Below are 18,678 nucleotides of genomic sequence, written 5' to 3'. Positions count from 1 at the left end.
GTAGAATCCGGAGAATGTTGGGCTGGGGCGATGAACAATTAAAACAGATCCAAAACAATGGCAGATCTCCTGAAAATTGCTGAAGAAGCATTTGCTACCGGCAAGCAACACCCCGCTTTCAAGGCTGGTGACACCATCACGGTAGCTTACAAAATCGTCGAAGGTAACAAAGAGCGCGTACAGCTGTACCGCGGCGTTGTTATCAAAATCGTAGGTCATGGTGAAAAGAAGCGCTTCACCGTGCGCAAGATGTCCGGAACCATCGGTGTGGAACGTATCTTCCCCCTCGAATCTCCCGCCATCGAAAGCATCGAAGTCAACAAGGTAGGTAAGGTGCGCCGCGCCAAGCTCTACTACCTCCGTGGTCTCACCGGCAAGAAGGCACGCATCAAAGAAAAGCGTACCGTTGCCAAGGCTCAGGCTTAATCACAAGCTGCGAACCGCACAACTCCACACCATAAAGGCAAATCGCTCGAAAGAGGGATTTGCCTTTATTCTTGTTTACAAGCTCTCTCCAAAGAGAGATGCGTAGAGTCAACCAGCAAGTGCAAAATTAAGCTATTCTTTTGAAGAACTCAGCTTTTGGTGTCTCAAACTTTAATTTTTTCCTAGGTCTGCTGTTGATTTTCTTTTGTATACGCGCAATCTTTTTATCTGTAACTTCGTCGAAGTTGGTGTGCTTTGGGATATATTGTCTGATGAGTTTGTTTGTATTTTCTATAGCCCCCTTTTGCCATGAAGCATAAGGATCGGCGAAATAGACGACCGCTCCCAAATATTTAGTAATCAGCTTGTGTGCTGCAAATTCAAGACCATTGTCAGTGGTAATGGTCTTGATGTGTTGCTACAAAAGTACGCAAAATATCTGATATAAACTAATTCTCAACATCTACTTAATACTACCCCCTTTTAGTTAGTTGTAAGCGACATTTCAGCATAAAGTAAGCGGGAATCACATTCTTGAAGGTTTCAACGTGTCCCTGACTATTGATGGTCTGTGTCGTATTACTTAAACGGCGCAAGATATCAAAACCTTCCAATTCTACGCTCCACCGCTTACTCAACTCATGGTGTAAACGCGCATTCCAGATGAGTTCATTGGTATTCGCCGCAGGATTTTCATACCCACGCCGACTATACATTTTCAAATCCGTAGAAAGCTGAAAATTCCATAGGCGAGGAGATTTCAGTGTGAAACCATAGTGGAACTCTCCAACGCGAACGGCTGTAAAATCTGCACGCTTACTTGTTGCTTGGTTAAAGCCACCACCACCGAGAAGCGTTAAAGAAAAATTCTTATGGTTGTAGCCTAATTCGATATCGGAGGTCGTCCAAAGCGTATGCACAACGCTTCGTAAGGGGACTGTGTTCGATGCTCCAAGAAAATCTACTCCTCGATTCAGCATAAGATAGGACGTGATTTCCAAACTCAGCTGCTGCTTCTTGTCTAAGAAGCGCGAGTGCGTCAGTTTGATGTCCCAGTTGCAATTGCCATCCACATTACGAGGCGTATAGACCGTGACGCCCGTGTGCCGATCGTAGACCGACGCGTAGCCAATGCTATTGCGCTCCCAACTCAAAGAGGAGTTAAGGCTATAGGTCGTATTATCTTCCCTAGGCTTCCATTGCAATTCCGCCTCCAAGTTGTGTGTATGCTCCGGCTTCAAGGCACTGTTTCCCTTCATGATGTTCAACGGGTCGAGCGTATTGTCCTCCTCGACCAAGTCGGTGGTCGTGGGCTGTTGGGCGCTGTGGCTATACTTGAAATTTACATAACTATTTCCTTCATCCCAGCGGCGGCGGAGGTCAATTTCTGGGACAAAGAAAAGATAGTTCTTCCGAATCCTTCCATCGAATCCTCCTCGCGCGTATTTAAAATCAATATGCTCGCGCGTGAAGGGGAATTTCAGCAACACATACCATAGGGAGGTCTCGTACTTCAAATTCAACGCCAAATTGTGCCACACAGCGTGCGAACACAGTTCAAAAGAATTCTGTCGGTCAATATGCTTCAAATACTCTACCTCGGAGGGCAAAGTCCCAATCTCACGGCGAGCGTTTTCGCCCCAGCCAGCCACTCTGCCCAGCAAATAATGTCGGAAATCCTGACGTGTCCTACTATATCGGAGACTATAATCTGCGGTAAAAAGCAAGGTAGCGTTCATCCACGCCATATAGGTCGCACTGCCCTCTGCCGAAAGACTCGAGGAGGGATCCATTTTACTGAAAAGTCGGTCAAAATTGCTAGCCACCGTCTGTGAATGGGGATAGACGACCAAACGATTCAGAAAATCCTTGCTCCTTTCTTGCGAATACGATATCGAACTATTCGCCAAAATCATGTCATTGCCCCACACTCTCCGTTGCAGACTGAAGGAAGCATTCCCCACAAACGCCTTACGCTTATTCAAATACTCCGACGTGAGTCGGTGCAAAAGCGATTGTCCCCAGGTGGCATGTGGCGACAGCACACGAAGACTGTCCGTGAGGCCCAACTGCGTAAAGGGAGATTGCGAAAAAAGCCCTTGCAAGTTCGCGCCCTGCTTCTTCATGTCCTGATACGATGCATTGAGGCTCAGCCATGTCCACGTGTGTTTCCAAGGATGAAATTCCCAAGTGTTCTGTGTGGTTACGCCAAAGTCACGTTGGTGGTCCTCCAAGGTTTTGTACTTCCACAGACTGCCGTCTGCCACAAAGGAAATGCCCGTCTCTTGTTGTTCCGCAAAACTCTTTTGCGAGAGTACCTGCGTGTTTCCATAGACCTTGTAGCGCTCTTCGGGATGGGTGAAAAGGTAATCAAATCCACCTTTCTTAGTAGTCACTTGGTAGTCAGAAAGGTCGTTTGGCGTCCAGTCCTCGTTTTCCCCAGGCTTGTGTTCGTCGCTGATATTGTTCGCATTGCCATACACCGAGAGTCGCGAATGAGGCGTGAAGCGTATCGCAAAGAGTTGCCCCACTTTGCGATTATGCGTGCCGACTCCTCCTAGAAGATGCCCCAGCCAACCGACACTATACGCTTTCTTCAGCCGAACGTCCATCGTAAAGATTTTTTTCTCGGCTTCCTTGCCCATACGACGGCTCAGTTCTGTACTTTTTTCCAAGACCTGCACGCGCTTCACCGTGTATGCCGGCAAATTGTCCAATATTAGGCTGCGGTCCTCTCCAAAGAATTTCTGTCCGTTCAGCAGTAGATCCTCCACGCGCCTGCCATTGACAAAGATTTCTCCGCCCTTTTTCAACTCTACCCCGGGCAGCTGCCGAATAAGTGCATCGAGCATCGACCCTTCGCCTACCTCAAAGGCATCGGCATTAAACACAAGCGTGTCGCCTTTATGATAAAACTTGATTTTTGTAGCCTGTATTACCGCCTCTCCCAACACTTTCTCTTTCGGTTTTCTTCGCAAATAGACGTTGGGCATTTGGCGCATAGTTTCTCTTGACTTAAAACTAATCGCAGGCAACTCTATCTCACGCTCCTCATACCCAACCGCAGAGAATAGCAACTTCCCTTTCGGTACATGCTTACCACACCAGAAGTACCATGTTGCATTATCGTAGCCCACTTTGACGTTCTTATCCGTCACCATAGAGTCTTGGGCGACTCCATTCTCCGAGAACAAGGTCACCTTAACACTATCCACAATAATTCTCGTTGCTGCATCAAAGACGCCACCATAAAAATAATGCTCTTGTGCTGAGACTCCGAGAGAAACAAAAAATAGCACAATAAAAACAAGGGATACCTTATCGCGTGTGGTAGCTTTCACTTTCACTGTAGTTTTTATTCTGGTTATGAAGAATTTGCGAAAATAACAAAAGTATTTCCTCGTTAGATAATAAATTCAGCTGATTCAACTCTTCTACGATAGTTGGTAGTACGGATGTGCGTTATTTCGTCCGGTTCTTATATTCCTCTTTCGTTATGAGCCCTCGGTAGGCTTCTTCCGGGGTTTCGGCTTCTTTGCAGAAAACCCAGTGGAGGAGGTTCAGCCCTTTATAGACTGACGTGTAGGCTTGGAGGAACGTCCACCCTCGCTCTGCGAGGTAGTTGCCGGCTCCGACCATACTCTTAAATTTGATGTATCTGCCATCCTCATCCACGAGCTGCTGCTTCTCGCTCAGCCCTCCCCAACGGGAATAGACATTGTTGCTGCCAAAGTCGAAAAAGAATTCGAAACCTGTGGGCACGTTCTGCTCGACGGCATGAATTTCGCAATAGAATTTCTGGGATTGTGCGACGGCACTGAGGGCAATGAAACTCAAGAGAAGGGAGAACAGGATTTTCTTCATCATAGAATAATTTTTGTACAGAAGGTCAAGGGTAAAGATTTTTTCTTGGACAAAGATAAGAAAATAAATCGAAAGCGCCTCACACCGCAGTGGCTTTCTGAAAATAATACTCGCGCGTGCGTGCGCGTATACCCTACAATAGAGCGTGCAAAAATCCTTCACGCCTTCACCACTCGATCTAATCTGTTGAATAACAGGATACTGAAGGTGAAGGCAGATGTCGTTTGCCTTCACCCGTAAGTTGTCCATTTCTTGCGCGTTATGAATGATGGTGAAGGCGAAAAAAACAAAAACTTAGGTAAGTGATGCGCGTATACGTGAGGGAGGAGAGACTACTCTCTCAGAACCAGATTAAACTCTCTCAGAAGTAAATCGAACTACCTCAGAGCTAAATCAAATTACCTCAGAGGTAGTTTTTTCTACCTCTGAGGTACGTTGCACAATTCCCCATTTTTGTCTACCACCCTCGCGCGTGCATCATCGCGCGCATACACTACACGACATTCGTGTTTGTTCCTTCACATCCTTCACACACAATGCTTTGATATACAGACAGAAAGAAGCAGCGGTGAAGGTTTGAAGGATAAAAACCACACCTATAGTGGGGAATACGTGTGCGCGCGAAGCCGCCATCTCAAGGAATCATCGCAGGGTTTGGCAAGATGTTAATTTTGTGTTAAAGTAGGCTGGGAGTGGTAAGAATAGAGGTCGAGATGTCTATATATAATTAGAGCCGATAATGATTAAAGACTCCATTGCCCAAGTAGAAGGAAATAGTAAGCATTTTTCCAAGACTTCGGTTTTTTCTTCTCCTGCCTCAAAAAGCGAACCGAGAAGGCTCATCGGTAGAAAATAATTCTGTATCTTTGCTTCCCTCTGTCGAGGAGAAGTGGTCTACTTTTTCGCTCTCCTCCGTCAAGAATATCCTCAATAATCAAGTTTTTATCCCATGAGAAAATGTAGCAAAACCATAGTTCAGAGGCTGTTGTTGTCCTTTTTGTTCCTACTCTCCATCGTGATGGCGACTGCGCAAAACCGGCTTTCACCCTGCGACAAAATGGATTATGAACTCTACGCTTCGCAGCTTGCAAAGTGGTTCAACCCTTTGGCCTCGCAACAATACATTGTGGTGGATGGACAGCCGGAGAAGTATGCTCTGCAAGTCATCAAGGGAAGCCTCTTAGAGCGCCCAAAGCACGCGCTTGTGTTCAAGGATGCAACGGGAGAGTACACGATGAACAGCGACAGCGTGTGTCAAATGAAAATCTCTTCTTTGCTGCGTTTTGCCGTCCTCTCTTCGAGTCATTTTGTGCGTAAGAAAATAGGTTTTTTGAAAACCTGCTTTTTCTTCGATTTGCAAGATGGGGCACAATATGCTTTGCGGAAAGAAGAGATGCGCAAAGGGAGTTTGATTGATGTTTTGGAGCAGTCCTGCATCGCTGTAAAGGAAAATAAGCCGGAGGTCATTAGGCAACTCTTTCCTCAAATCGACTCACTGACACAGCACTTCAAGTCGTACGAACTGCCGGAAAGTTGGGAAGTCCAAGTGACCGAGGACTATATGAAGGGGCAACCGTGCATCAACTTTTCGACCCATTATGGTGGATTTAAGTTGATTTTTATAAATCCGGAAACCGATGTGACGGAACTTCGCAAAAAATATGAACGCCGGTTTCAAAAAATGGCGAAGTGGGTGTTTGTGCACTCTCATGTGCTTGATTTCAACGAGCAGGTTTATATCTGTGTAGACCTTGAGAAACCGACGGAAGAGACGCGCTATTCCTACCTCTATGAAAAGTACTACATTCACATGGCAGAGGAAGAACTCGCCGAAGAGAAATTCAGGGCGGTACTGAAAAACTATTTGGATATCCAGCCGGATTATCGCACGAGGGATCAGGCGGCAGGCGTAGCAGAGTAAGCAGCCGAAGAGAACAGAAAGCACTGCGCCCCTCGAAAGGAGATTTTCGAGGGGCGCAGATGAATTTTAGAGAGGCGAAGTGCTTACTTCTTGCCTTGGTTGGCCACAGCTTCTTGGAGCTTCTTGATCTCTTCGGGATCGCCGAGGAAGTAGTCCTTCACGAGGTTGAGGTCGTCGTCAAACTCGAAGACGTAGGGAAGTGCCGTGGGAAGGTTGAGGCTGATGATGTCTTGGTCGCTGATGCCTTTGAGGTGCTTGATGACACCGCGGAGGCTGTTGCCGTGAGCCACAACGAGGAGATCGTCTACCTTCTTGAGGGTGGGGAAAATCACAGCCGTCCAGTAGGGGAGGGTGCGGCCGATGCAGTCCTTCAGGCTTTCGGTGCGGGGCAGTTCAGCGTCGGCCACTTCAGCGTAGCGGGCTTCGTACTTGGCATTGCGTTCCTTGTCGTCTTCGGCAATGGCATCGGGAGCGATGTCGAAGCTGCGACGCCAAACAAGCACTTGCTCTTCGCCGTATTTGGCAGCGGTTTCGCTCTTGTTCAGACCTTGGAGCATACCGTAGTGCTTCTCGTTCAAGCGCCAGCTCTTCTGCACGGGAATCCAATCCTCGTTCATCACGTCCAGCACGTTGTTGAGCGTCTTGATGGCACGCTTGAGGTAGGAAGTGTAGGCCATGCCAAACTTAAATCCGGCATCTTTGAGGGTTTGACCGGCTTTGCGGGCTTCGCCCATACCTTTTTCAGTGAGGTCTACATCGGTCCAACCGGTGAAGCGGTTTTCGAGATTCCATTGGCTCTCTCCGTGACGGAGCAAAACAATTCTTTTCATGTGTAAGGGGTATTTGAATGATATGTTATTTGACGATAATCAGGTAGTAGTTTTTCTTACCTTTCTGCGCAAGGAGATATTTGCCGTCGAGGAGATCGTCGGCGGTGAGTTCACGATCGAAAGCGGTGAGTTTTTCCTTGTTCAGGCTCACACCGCCCCCTTGGGTGAGTTTGCGCATTTCGCCCTTTGAGGGGAAGCATTTTGTGGTTTCGGCCAAAAGATCTACGGCTTTGGCACCGACCACTTGGTCGCGGCTGACTTCAAACTTCTCCACACCATCGAAGACGGCGAGGAGGGTGGCTTCATCGAGTTTGAGGAGGCTTTCTTTCGTGGCTTTTCCGAAGAGGATATTGGTGGCTTCGACCGCCATTTCGTAGTCGGCACGGCCGTGTACGAGAATGGTGACCTCTTCGCCCAAACGCTTTTGGAGCAGGCGTCGGCCGGGATCTTGGCGGTGCTCCTCGATGAGGGCGTCAATTTCTTCGCACTTCAAGTCGGTAAAGATCTTGATGTAGCGTTCGGCTTCTTCATCGCCTACATTGAGCCAGAACTGATAGAAGGCATAGGGGGTGGTGCGGTGGCGATCGAGCCAAACATTGCCCTGCTCGGTTTTGCCAAACTTCTTACCGTCGGCTTTGGTGATGAGGGGACAGGTGAGGGCGAAAGCCTCGTTGTCGCTGCCGAGCTTGCGGCGGATGAGTTCCGTTCCGGTGGTGATGTTGCCCCATTGGTCGGAGCCTCCCATTTGGAGTTTGCAGCCCTTCTCTTGGTAGAGGTGGAGGAAGTCATAGCCTTGGAGCAGCTGATAGGTAAATTCGGTAAAAGACATACCTTCGGCAAATTCGCCGTTGAGACGGCGCTTCACGCTGTCCTTCGCCATCATATAATTGACGGTGATGCACTTTCCGATTTCGCGTGCAAAGTCGAGGAAGGAATAGTCCTTCATCCAGTCGTAATTGTTGACGAGTTCGGCGGCATTGGGAGCATCGCTTTCAAAGTCGAGAAAGCGCGCTAATTGGGCTTTGATGCAAGCCATGTTATGGCGCAGCGTTTCTTCGTTGAGGAGGTTGCGTTCGGCGCTTTTTCCCGATGGGTCGCCAATCATACCGGTAGCGCCGCCGATGAGGGCGAGGGGCTTATGTCCCGATTGCTGAAGGTGGCGAAGCATCATGACACCGCAAAGGTGCCCGATGTGGAGGGAGTCGGCCGTGGGATCGATGCCCACGTAGGCGGTAACTTGCTCTTTGTCAAACAATTCTTCCGTTCCCGGCATCATTTGATGGAGCATACCGCGCCATTTAAGTTCTTCTACGAAATTCATCGATTGTATTTTGTTTTTGAGTGGTTGTGAGTGATCCTATGTGCCGACTGAAATCTGTGGGCAGTTTTGCCTCGCAGGTCGACGTCCTTCAAGGCTGTTCGTCCCATAAAAGAGGAGTGCGCCTATGTGGTGCAAAAGTACGACTTATCCGTGGGGTTGCCAAGTTTTTAATCTATTTTCTCGTCTCGCGGTGTTTTTTGTTGCATTTTGTGGTTGCATCTTTCGCTGAGCGAAAAAGAATGATTACTTTTGTGTCGTACAATCTCACTCCTCCCATGACACATCAATTTGACTTTCTGGTCATCGGTTCGGGCGTGGCCGGCTTGAGCTATGCCCTGCAAGTGGCGGCCGCACGTCCCGACCGCCGCATCGCCCTCGTCTGCAAAACCACCATCGACGAGGCCAACACCGCCAAAGCCCAAGGCGGCATTTCGGCCGTCACGAATTTGGCGGTCGACAATTTTGAAAAGCACATCACCGACACCCTCATCGCCGGCGACCACATCAACGACCCCGAAGCCGTGCGCCTGGTGGTGGAGCGCGCTCCCGAAGGCATCCGCCGCCTGGTGGAGTGGGGCGTAAAGTTTGACCGTACGCCCGATGGTACTTTCGACCTCCACCGCGAGGGAGGGCATTCGGAATTTCGCATTCTGCATCATGCCGACGACACCGGCTACGAAATTCAGCGTGGACTGATAGCCGCCGTGCGTGCTGTGCCGAATATCACTTTGTTTGAGCATCATTTTGCCGTTGAAATCATCACCCAGCACCACCTCGGCATGGGGGTGACGCGCCGCACGCCCGACATCGAGTGCTACGGGGCCTACATCCTCAACGAAGCCACGGGCAAAATCGACACCTTCCTCTCGCGGGTTACGATTTTGGCCACCGGAGGTTGCGGTGCGGTCTATTCCACCACGAGCAACCCCAACATCGCCACCGGCGACGGCATCGCCATGGCCTACCGCGCCAAAGCCACGGTGCAAGATATGGAGTTTGTGCAGTTTCACCCCACGGTACTTTACAATCCTGCCGAAACACACCCCGCCTATCTTATCACGGAAGCGATGCGCGGCTACGGGGGTATCCTGCGCCTTCCCACTGGCGAAGAGTTTATGCAGAAATATGACGAACGCCTGTCGCTCGCTCCGCGCGACATCGTGGCACGTGCCATTGATGCCGAAATGAAGCGCGGCGGGCTCGACCACGTCTGCCTCGATGTCACCCACAAAGATCCCGAAGAGACGCGCCGCCATTTTCCCAACATCTATGCCAAATGCCGCTCCATCGGCATCGACATCACCCGCGACTACATCCCTGTAGCGCCCGCAGCCCACTATCTCTGCGGCGGTATCAAGGTCGACCTCAACGGCTGTTCGAGCATCCATCGCCTTTATGCCTTGGGCGAATGTTCCTGCACGGGGCTGCACGGGGGAAACCGCTTGGCTTCCAATAGTTTGATTGAAGCCGTGGTCTATGCCGAAACCGCCGCGCAACACTCCTTGCAGCACCTCGACGACTACACCTTCCACAACGACATCCCCGAATGGAACGACGAGGGGACGCTCTCCAACGAAGAGCGGGTGCTCATCACGCAGGCGGCGCGCGAAGTGGGGCAGTGTATGTCGGCCTACGTGGGTATCGTGCGCTCCGATTTGCGCCTTCATCGCGCCTGGGAGCGGCTCGATCTCCTCTACGAAGAGACCGAGGAACTCTTTAAGCGCGTCACGGCCACGACCGAACTGTGCCAATTGCGCAACATGATCAACGTGGGCTACCTCATCACGCGCCAAGCCCTGGAGCGCAAGGAGAGTTGCGGCCTGCACTACACCATCGACTATCCTCACAAAACCATCTAAACCCCGGCGCTGCGCTCTGTTTATGCTTCAACGATGGCTTTTCTTTCTTCTGCTGCCTCTTCTGCTGGCGGCTTGTGAGCGGCATCACCCGTCGGTGCCGCGGCCCGCACCTTCGGTCTACTTCTGGCGCACCACACTCTCCCTTGATGGGTGTGAGCGCGACTTTCTCCGCCACTATCGCGTGAAGAAAATGTACGTGCGCTTCTTTGACGTGGCCCTCGATGCCGATGCGCGGCCCATGCCCGTGGCCACGCTGCAATTTGCACAGTCTCTTCCCGATGGACTGGAAGTGGTGCCGGTGGTGTTCATCACCGAGCCGTGCCTGCGTCATGCTCCCAAGGATTTTGCCACGAAGGTGGCCAAACGCGTTCTGCAAATGGTCGAAACCCACGGTGTGCGTGGTGTGCGCGAGATACAGATAGACTGCGACTGGACGGGGCGCTCCCAAGCGGCCTATTTCGACTTCTTGGAAAAGATGCGCGAACATCTGCGCGAGAGTGGCGTCGGCCTCTCGGCCACCATCCGTCTGCACCAACTCTCGATGACGCCCCCGCCGGTGGACTATGGCGTGCTGATGCTCTACAACACCGCCGACCCAACCCACCCCACCGGCCGCAACCCCATCCTCGACCACCGCGATGTGCGCCCCTACGAGCGCTACCTCTCGACCTACGACCTGCCACTCTGTGCGGCTTATCCCGACTTTCGGTGGAATCGTCTGGTGGGAGAAGGTCGGTTTAAGGGTTTTCTTTATGACGCCAACCTTAGTGACTCGACCCTCTTCCTACCGCTGAACGACCGCACCTACCTCGTGCGCCAAAGCCGCTATGTGAGTACTTATGTTGGTAGCACTGCTCAGAGTGATGTTCATCTTCATGTAGGTGATACGATATTTGTGCACGAAAGCGAACCACAGGAGATTTTCGCCGTCAAAGCCCGCTTGTCGCGTCTGCGGCCCGAGCTCCACCGGCAGGTCATCCTCTATCCGCTCGACCGCCGCAACATCGTGCGCCACAAGCCCGCAAACTACCGGCACATTTTTCACCCCTAAGTCTGTTCTGGCATGAAAGTCGTCCGCCCTTTACTTTTGCTCCTCCTCACGCTGTGGAGCGCTCTGCCCGCTTCGTCGTGCATTTTCGAAATCACCCACAATTACTACCTCTATCGCATCCTCCCCGATGCCGGGGAAGAGCCCACCTTTTTGGAGCAGACGGTCGAAGACTGGGCTCGGTACGTGGACCGTCCGACCGACGACATCCGCTACCAGCTCTTCGATTTCGACCGCATCGACTTTGCCCAATGGGACACCACGAGCCATCCCCTTATTGCAGCCGTGCGCCGAAAGCACGACACCGAACGGCTGGACTACCTCAAAAATCTTGCCCTCTATCAGCACTCCATCGCCACGCTCCACCCTCAGAGCTGGGACTATCCCACGGCCGAAGCCCTGACCCAGGCCCGCACGCAACTGGCGCAGGTGGGCATTGCCGCACGGGGCTATCGGGGGCGCACCCTGGCCGCACAATATGCCCTCTTGCAGGCACGCTGTGCTTTCGAGGAAAAACGCTATCAGGACGTGGTCGACCTCTGGAAGACCACCGGAAAGTCGCTCCCCGACTCGCCTTACAAAGCCTGGATGCGCAACCTCTATGCCGGCGCACTCCTCCGCACGGGACATCGTGCCGAGGCTGTGGACATATATGCCGAACAGGGCGACCTGCAGAGTTTGCGCTGGGCGGTGCGCGACGAGCGCAATTTGGCCGGCATCCGCCGCATCTACGCCGAAAACCCCAACTCGCCGCTCCTCCCCTATCTCGTGCAGGACTTCGTGAACAATGCGCAGGAGACGCTCGACCAAATCCGTGAGAGTGGGGCGGAGGTTCAAGACGAGCCCGATGGTTGGATGCGTGCCATCGGCCGCCGCGTGGTGGGCTACACCGAGGCCGACGACTTTGTCCGATGGGCGCAGAAGGTGGTCGGCGAGAAGCGCACCCGCGTGCCGTCCATGTGGCTGTCGGCAGCGGCCCTGCTCAGCGCCTACCACAAGGACTACACCACCGCGCTTGCCCTCATCGAGGCCGCACAGCAAGCCGACGGCACCACGCTGATGCAAAGCAACGCCCGCGCCCTGAGGCTCTACATCGTGCTGAGGAGCACCGAGGGTGTGCTCGCCGCGGCTTCTACCGAAGTCGACGAAGTCAAATGGCTCACCGAGATGGCCAATCGGGATGAACACATGGCGCGTGTGAAAGACCGCATCGTCTACGAAATCCTCTATCCCAAATTCAAGCAACAGGGCTTGCACAACGCTGCCGTTGCTGTGCTCGGGTGGAACAGCGACATCAAATATCGTGTAGAGGACACCGAAGAGGAACAATTTGCCTACTCCTACTCCAACGACTACACACAGCAACTCGATTCTCTATCGGCCGACCAAACGGTGGACTATGTGCGCTACCTCAACGCCAAGCCCACGAGCCGATTTGAAGCCTTGGTGCTCGACTCGCTCTGCCGCGATCGAGACTATTTCAACGACCTCATCGGCACGCATCTGCTTCGTGAAGGCCGTTTTGCCGAAGCCATTCCTCACTTTGAGCCGATTTCGCTCGCTTTCCTCAATCGGCAGAACATCGCCTACTATGCTGCGCGCCGCTCTTACAAGGTGGAAAGGTGGCTCAAACGTCAGCCTCTGCGCGACGACTACTACGGCGGCGAACCAACGCCTACCTCCTTGCAGCGCAATGTCAAACTCGATTTCTGCCGCGAGATGGTGCAACTTGAAGCCGACTTCAAAGCGCAACCTGCCGGCGAAGCGCGCTGCGCCACAGCCTACCGCCTCGCCTCCGCACTCTACCAATCCTCCTGCCACGGCGACTGCTGGTTTCTCAGTCACTACGGCAAAAGTGCGGCCGAACCAACGCCCATCGGGGCGGTCGACCTGGCCGACCTCGCACTCCACTATCTCAAAGCGGCACGCACCACGACCGACCCGGATTTACGCGTGAAGGTGCTCTATGCCGAGGCGTTCATCCCCCTTGACCCGATGTGCGTCGCAGAATACAACGAAAACTACGACCTCATCTGGCAGTGGAAACCGCAATCGAGGCAGTTCAAAGCGATGCTCGACCTCTACCGCTGGAAGCGCACGCACAAAGTCCTGCCCCATTACGTGACCTATTGCGACGTCCTCACCGACTTCGGCCGACAATTTGGAAAAAAGGGTAAGAACTCCTCCAAAGGCAAAATGCCGTCTGCGGCCGACAACCTGTTTGACTGACGCGGACCACCGCTTCCTCCCGTCTCAGCTCCTGCACCACCATTTCGGTGGGTGCAGGAGCTTTTTTTTGTGGAGGCCCCTTGTGGAGCATCGAGGCTGCCGGAAGGAGCTTGCCCCTCTCCTTTTCAAAGTGGGCTGAGCGGCGCGCAAAGTTGATTTCCTTTGATGTATTCTATAAACCAAGGTTTGGTTTATGTAATTCAAGGTTTGGTTTGTGTAATTCAAAGCTTGGTTTATATAAACCAAAGCTTGGTTTATAGTTTGGGCGGTGCTTACGTAACTTTTCTTCTGAGGAAAATGACTTTTTCCGAAGATGAGAGGAACTTCGTTTCGGGGTGGATACAAAAAAACGACATTCCCATCGACCACGCTCGGAGCGTGAACGATGGGAATGTCGGTCAAAGGCCGTGGCGAAGGGTCACCACGTGGAGTAGGGGCAGCGGGTGAGCGCTGCGTTGTAGTAGCGGCGGTCGCCGGTGACTTCCTGTCCCAACCAGTCGGGGCGGTCGAAAGGCTCGTCGGGGTGTTGCAATTCCACTTCGGCCACCACAAGGCCCTCGTTGTCGCCGTGAAATTCGTCGACCTCAAAGATGTGTGCTCCCACGGGGACGAGCCAGCGCACCTTGTCGATGACGGGCGTTTCGGAGAGGTGGAGCAGGTCGCGCGCCTCGGCGGCACTGATTTCGTGCTCAAACTCGTAGCGCGAGAGACCGCCGTCGGCCGATGGCCCTTTGATGGTGAGAAATCCGCGGTCGTCGCGCAGCCGTACGCGCACCGTGCGCCCGGGCTGTGCACAGATGTAGCCCTGACAGATGTGGGCATGGGCGGTGGCTTGCGACTTGTAGTCGCCGCGCACCAAGAATTTGCGTTCGATTTCGAGAGGCATAGGGGATTAGAGCACGGTGTAGGCGATGATGGCGAGCACCATGAAAAAGACCAAAACGGCAATGATGGACACGATGACGCGGCGTCCTTGTTCGGCCTCACGGGCCGCGCGCCGCTGCTTGCGGAGGGGGATGATTTTGCGTTTCATGGCAGTATGGATTAGGGAGTTATGGTGCTGGGGAAGGATGGAGGAGGGCGGCGGCTTACTCCTCCTCGTTGCCGGAAAACTCCATGAGGTAGGCCTTGATGAAGCCGTCGAGCTTGCCGTCCATCACGCCGTTCACGTCCGAAGTCTGGAAGTTAGTGCGGTGGTCCTTGACGCGGCGGTCGTCGAAGACGTAGGAGCGGATTTGCGAGCCCCATTCGATTTTCTTCTTGCCGGCCTCAATCTTGGCTTGAGCGGCTTTGCGCTTTTGAAGGGCGCGGTCGTAGAGTTGGGAGCGGAGCAGGCGCATGGCGTTTTCGCGGTTTTCGAGCTGTTTGCGGCTCTCGGTGTTTTCGATGAGGATTTCTTCCTCCTCGCCCGTGTCGGGATCTTTGTATTGGTAGCGCAGGCGCACACCCGTCTCCACTTTGTTGACGTTCTGACCGCCGGCACCGCCCGAACGGAAGGTGTCCCAGCTCACGCAGGCGGGATCGACGTAGACTTCGATGGAGTCGTCGACGAGCGGGGTGACGAACACCGAGGCAAACGAGGTCATGCGCTTCCCCTGCGCGTTGTAGGGGCTGACGCGCACCAGACGGTGCACACCGTTTTCGCTCTTCAAGTAGCCGTAGGCCATGTCGCCCTCTATCTCCATCGTCACGGTTTTGATGCCCGCTTCGTCGCCGTCTTGCAGGTTGCAGATGGTGGTCTTGTAGCCATTGGCCTCGGCATAGCGCAGGTACATACGCATGAGCATAGAGGCCCAGTCTTGCGCCTCTGTGCCGCCGGCACCGGAGTTGATTTTCAGCACGCAGGCCATGGCGTCTTCTTCCTGGCGGAGCATATTTTTGAGTTCGAGGGCTTCGAGGGCGTAAATCACTTTAGTATAGGCCGCGTCGACTTCCTCCTCGCTCACCATCTCGTCCTTGTAGAACTCAAAGGCGAGTTGCAACTCTTCGGCCAGCGACTTCACTTCCTTGTAGCCTACAATCCACTTTTCGATGCCCTTGACGAGCTTCATTTGCTCTTCGGCCCGCTCGCGGTCGTCCCAGAAAGCGGGGTCTTGCGTGCGGAGTTGCTCTTCTTCGTATTGCATCTGCTTGGCGTCGATGTCAAGGTATCGGTGGAGTTGCGCCACGCGGTCGTGGACGGCTTTGAGTTGTTCGGCTGTAATCATTGTCTGTAATTTCTTTTCGTCTACAAAGGTACGAGAAAACTGTGGCTTTACAAAAAGAAACCCTGAAAAACGCATTTTGGAAGGCTGAGAAGCGCCCTTTAGCCCATCCTCACGCCGGCTTGGTGCCCGGCGAACGTCCGAAATGTTCTTTGAAGCACTTCGAGAAATAGGAGGGGGAGGAGAAGCCCACCTCGTAGCTCACCTCGGCGATGGTGCGGCCGCCCTGTCGGAGCATGAGGTCGGCACGGCGGAGGCGCGTGGTGCGGATGAGCTCCACGGGACTGTTGCCGGTGAGGGCTTTGAGTTTGCGGTAGAGCTGCACGCGGCTCATGCCCATTTCGGCTGCAATGGTTTCGACGTTGAGATCGGGGTCGGCCATGTGCTGCTGCACCTTGTCGCGGAAGGCGCGGACAAAAGCTTCGTCGGCATCGGCAGGCTTGGGCGGCAGGTTGTCTTCACCGGAGAACACCAGTTTGAGGCGTTGGCGGTTGCTGAGGAGGTTTTGCACGCGGGCCAGCAACACCTTGCTGCTGAAAGGTTTGAGCAAATAGGCATCGGCGCCGCAGTCGTAGGCTTCGAGGCGGTGCTGGGCGTGGGCGGTGAGGAGGAGGATGGGGATGTGCCCCACGATGGCATCGGCTTTGAGGCGGCGGCACAGGTCGATGCCGCTCATGCCCGGCATCGAAACGTCGGCAATAATGGCATCGGGCACTCGGGCCAGTGCCTTCGATAGTCCCTCTTCCCCATCGACCGCTGTGAGGATGTCGTAGTGAGGCACGAGGAGCGACTGCACATATTCCCGCACCTCCTCGTTGTCGTCCACGATGAGCACAAGGGGACGCTCTTCGGGGGGCGTGGGATTGGTGAGACGGTCAGTCTCAGGCGAAAGCGTAGGAGACGTGCCCTCGTCCGGCTCCAAAAAGTCGGGTTCGGGACGATGGTCGGAGGCTTCGGCGGGCGGTGTGGTTTCGGCCTTGTTGTCGGCCTCCGAGTCTCCTTCCTGCCGGCAGGGGAGGACGATGCAGAAGCGTGCGCCTTCGCCCTCGCGGCTCTCCACCGAAACGCTGCCGCCTTGGAGTTCGGCAAAAGCCTTGACAATGGCCAGTCCGATGCCGGTGCCTTTGCCGTCGTGGGCGTTGATTTGGTAGAAGCGGTCGAACACGTGCGACAAGCGTGACTTGGCGATGCCCACTCCCGTGTCGGCCACCACGATGCGCACCTGCCCATCTTCGAGAGTGGCGCGCACACTGATGGTGCCTCCGCGCGGGGTGAACTTGATGGCGTTGGAGAGGAGGTTGTTGAGCATCTGTTCCGTCTTTTCGGCATCGGCGCGCATGGGTAGCGCATCGGGCAGGTCGAGGTGGAGCAACAGGCCGCGGCGCTCAAAGGCGGGCATGAAGCCATTCACCCACTCCTGCAACTGCTCGCGCAGGTCAAACTCCGTGAGCACGAGCTGCATCTTGCCATTCTGCACCTTGCGCAAATCGAGGATTTCCGTGACGAGCCGCAACAACACACGCACGTTGCGTCGCGCTAGTTGGAGGAGCGAGCGCTGCTGGTCGTCGAGAGGCGTGTCGTCGAGCAGGCGGTCGATAGGGTCGATGATGAGCGTGAGGGGTGTGCGAAACTCGTGGCTCAGGTTGGTGAAAAACTGCAATCGGGCTTGTGTCGCTGCTTCCACGAGACGGTGCTTCATCGAAATGTAGCGGTACAGCCCGAAGAGTACGCCCAAAATCAAGAGGAAGATGATGACGATGAACGCGAGGTAGACCTTCTGGTGCTGATACTGCGTGAAATAGGTGTCCACCCGACCGCGCAGCACGGCGAGCTTTGCACTTTGCTGCCGGAGCTCTTCGTCCTGCATGAGAAGGAGGGACGCGTTCTCCTTCGTCACGAGGGCCGACTTCAAGTAGTTGTCGCGGGCGTAGGGCTTGCCCTCCAAGATGTTCATGGCGAGTCGCACCACCAAGTCGCCGCGAGTGGGATAGATGTAGGAAGCGCGCAGTCCGCCGTCGCGCACCTGCTCCAGTCCGCCGCCCGCCACGGGGAGCGCGTCGATGCCCATATAGATGATGTCGTGCCCGCGTCCGGCCGCCTCCACTGCCTTGCGTGCTCCGACGGCCATGCGGTCGTTCTGTCCCACCACGGCGTCAAAGTCGGGCAGTGTGGCGAGCAGTTTGGTCATCTGCGCCTGCGCCGCCCCTTCCAGCCAGTCGGCGTGGCAGCGCCCCACCACCTTCACCTCGGGATAGGCTTTGAGCGCCTCCATCATGCCGCGATGGCGTTCGATGGCGGGCGACGACCCTTTCAGCCCCATCACCTCCACCACCTTGCCGCGCCCGCCGAGTTGCAGCGCTAGATAGCGCCCCATGGTGCGCCCGATTTCGTAGTTGTCAGCGCCGATGAAGGCGGTGTACTTCTTTGAGTCGGTCTTGCGGTCGAAGAGGATGACGGGGATTTTGGCCGCATAGGCGCGTTCGATGGCGGGCGAAATGGTGTGCAACTGGTTGGGCGAGACGATGAGCAAATCGACCTTCTGGGCGATGAACTCATCGATTTGCGCAATCTGCCGCCGATCGTTGTCGTTGGCCGATGCGATGTGCAGGGTGAGGTTGTTGTGGTAGTACTCCCCCATCCGCAGTTCTTCGTTGAGCTTGTCGCGCCAGATGTCTTCGGAGCATTGTGAGACGCCCACCACGTAGTGCCGCTCCTCTCGAGCGCAGGAGAGGCAAAGGAGGGAAAACAGAAGGAGTAAGGCGAAGGGTAATGCGAAGTGTCTCATAACACAGATTTTGACCCGGCAAAACTACAAAAAAATGTTGATCGCACCAAGCCGATGCTTTAATTCTTGAAAAATCGCCCCATATGCAGCCCAGTTTTGAAGTTGCACCAATCATCAGCTTAATGAAAAGGAGCGGTGATGAAAGTCCGCACGCCTCGGAAAAACGGCCGATGGACGAAAAAATGGAGAAA

The 18,678-nt window shown here is 54.1% G+C and carries 13 protein-coding genes and 1 pseudogene; 5 read left to right on the top strand and 9 right to left on the bottom strand.

Annotation, left to right across the window (positions count from 1 at the left end):
* The first annotated feature begins 57 nt into the window (after positions 1 to 57).
* The gene (gene rplS / locus H8527_RS04195) at positions 58 to 426 is read left to right on the top strand and encodes a 50S ribosomal protein L19 (protein WP_187545872.1); all 369 of its coding nucleotides are present in this window, start codon (positions 58 to 60) and stop codon (positions 424 to 426) included.
* Between the two features lie 127 nt (positions 427 to 553).
* Here rplS and H8527_RS04190 read toward each other — a convergent pair.
* The 3 genes and pseudogenes from H8527_RS04190 to H8527_RS04180 form a co-directional block, all read right to left on the bottom strand.
* A pseudogene (locus H8527_RS04190) lies at positions 554 to 841 on the bottom strand (IS30 family transposase); the annotation flags it as partial.
* Between the two features lie 58 nt (positions 842 to 899).
* The gene (locus tag H8527_RS10025; protein ID WP_222935109.1) at positions 900 to 3,773 is read right to left on the bottom strand and encodes an outer membrane beta-barrel protein; all 2,874 of its coding nucleotides are present in this window, start codon (positions 3,771 to 3,773) and stop codon (positions 900 to 902) included.
* A 115-nt stretch (positions 3,774 to 3,888) separates the two neighbouring features.
* Positions 3,889 to 4,293, bottom strand: coding sequence for a hypothetical protein (locus H8527_RS04180; RefSeq protein ID WP_255498513.1), 405 nt, complete (start codon positions 4,291 to 4,293; stop codon positions 3,889 to 3,891).
* A 1,054-nt stretch (positions 4,294 to 5,347) separates the two neighbouring features.
* Here H8527_RS04180 and H8527_RS04175 point away from each other — a divergent pair.
* Entirely contained in the window at positions 5,348 to 6,211 is an 864-nt protein-coding gene (locus tag H8527_RS04175) for a hypothetical protein (protein ID WP_255498512.1), read from the top strand.
* Between the two features lie 83 nt (positions 6,212 to 6,294).
* Here H8527_RS04175 and gpmA read toward each other — a convergent pair whose 3' ends face one another.
* Both gpmA and tyrS read right to left on the bottom strand, forming a co-directional pair.
* Entirely contained in the window at positions 6,295 to 7,041 is a 747-nt protein-coding gene (gpmA, locus tag H8527_RS04170; protein WP_187545867.1) for a 2,3-diphosphoglycerate-dependent phosphoglycerate mutase, read from the bottom strand.
* A gap of 25 nt (positions 7,042 to 7,066) precedes the next feature.
* The gene (tyrS, locus tag H8527_RS04165) at positions 7,067 to 8,362 is read right to left on the bottom strand and encodes a tyrosine--tRNA ligase (protein WP_187545866.1); all 1,296 of its coding nucleotides are present in this window, start codon (positions 8,360 to 8,362) and stop codon (positions 7,067 to 7,069) included.
* A gap of 275 nt (positions 8,363 to 8,637) precedes the next feature.
* Here tyrS and nadB point away from each other — a divergent pair, with 275 nt between their 5' ends.
* Genes nadB through H8527_RS04150 form a run of 3 tightly spaced genes read left to right on the top strand, consistent with a single transcriptional unit; the run spans position 8,638 to position 13,498 of the window.
* Positions 8,638 to 10,221, top strand: coding sequence for an L-aspartate oxidase (gene nadB / locus H8527_RS04160; RefSeq protein WP_187545864.1), 1,584 nt, complete (start codon positions 8,638 to 8,640; stop codon positions 10,219 to 10,221).
* A gap of 22 nt (positions 10,222 to 10,243) precedes the next feature.
* The gene (locus tag H8527_RS04155) at positions 10,244 to 11,272 is read left to right on the top strand and encodes a hypothetical protein (RefSeq protein ID WP_187545862.1); all 1,029 of its coding nucleotides are present in this window, start codon (positions 10,244 to 10,246) and stop codon (positions 11,270 to 11,272) included.
* 12 nt (positions 11,273 to 11,284) lie between these two features.
* Positions 11,285 to 13,498, top strand: a complete 2,214-nt coding sequence (locus H8527_RS04150) for a hypothetical protein (protein WP_187545861.1) — start codon at positions 11,285 to 11,287, stop codon at positions 13,496 to 13,498.
* A gap of 418 nt (positions 13,499 to 13,916) precedes the next feature.
* Here the strand turns inward: H8527_RS04150 and H8527_RS04145 are convergent, their stop codons facing one another.
* The 4 genes from H8527_RS04145 to H8527_RS04130 form a co-directional block, all read right to left on the bottom strand.
* A complete protein-coding gene (locus H8527_RS04145) occupies positions 13,917 to 14,384 on the bottom strand; it encodes a CYTH domain-containing protein (protein WP_187545859.1) in 468 nt (155 codons plus the stop codon).
* Between the two features lie 6 nt (positions 14,385 to 14,390).
* Complete coding sequence (locus H8527_RS04140) at positions 14,391 to 14,531, bottom strand: hypothetical protein (protein ID WP_187545858.1); 141 nt, start codon at positions 14,529 to 14,531, stop codon at positions 14,391 to 14,393.
* A gap of 55 nt (positions 14,532 to 14,586) precedes the next feature.
* Positions 14,587 to 15,705, bottom strand: coding sequence for a peptide chain release factor 2 (gene prfB, locus H8527_RS04135; RefSeq protein WP_187545856.1), 1,119 nt, complete (start codon positions 15,703 to 15,705; stop codon positions 14,587 to 14,589).
* 109 nt (positions 15,706 to 15,814) lie between these two features.
* Positions 15,815 to 18,487 carry a substrate-binding domain-containing protein gene (locus H8527_RS04130; protein ID WP_187545854.1) on the bottom strand — a complete coding sequence of 891 codons (2,673 nt, stop codon included), beginning with the start codon at positions 18,485 to 18,487 and terminating at the stop codon, positions 15,815 to 15,817.
* Between the last annotated feature and the right edge of the window lie 191 nt (positions 18,488 to 18,678).

Source organism: Alloprevotella sp. Lung230 (assembly GCF_014385435.1).
Lineage (GTDB): Bacteria > Bacteroidota > Bacteroidia > Bacteroidales > Bacteroidaceae > Alloprevotella.
Note: the sequence above shows the minus strand (reverse complement) of the source record. Positions and strands in the feature narration are given on the sequence as shown.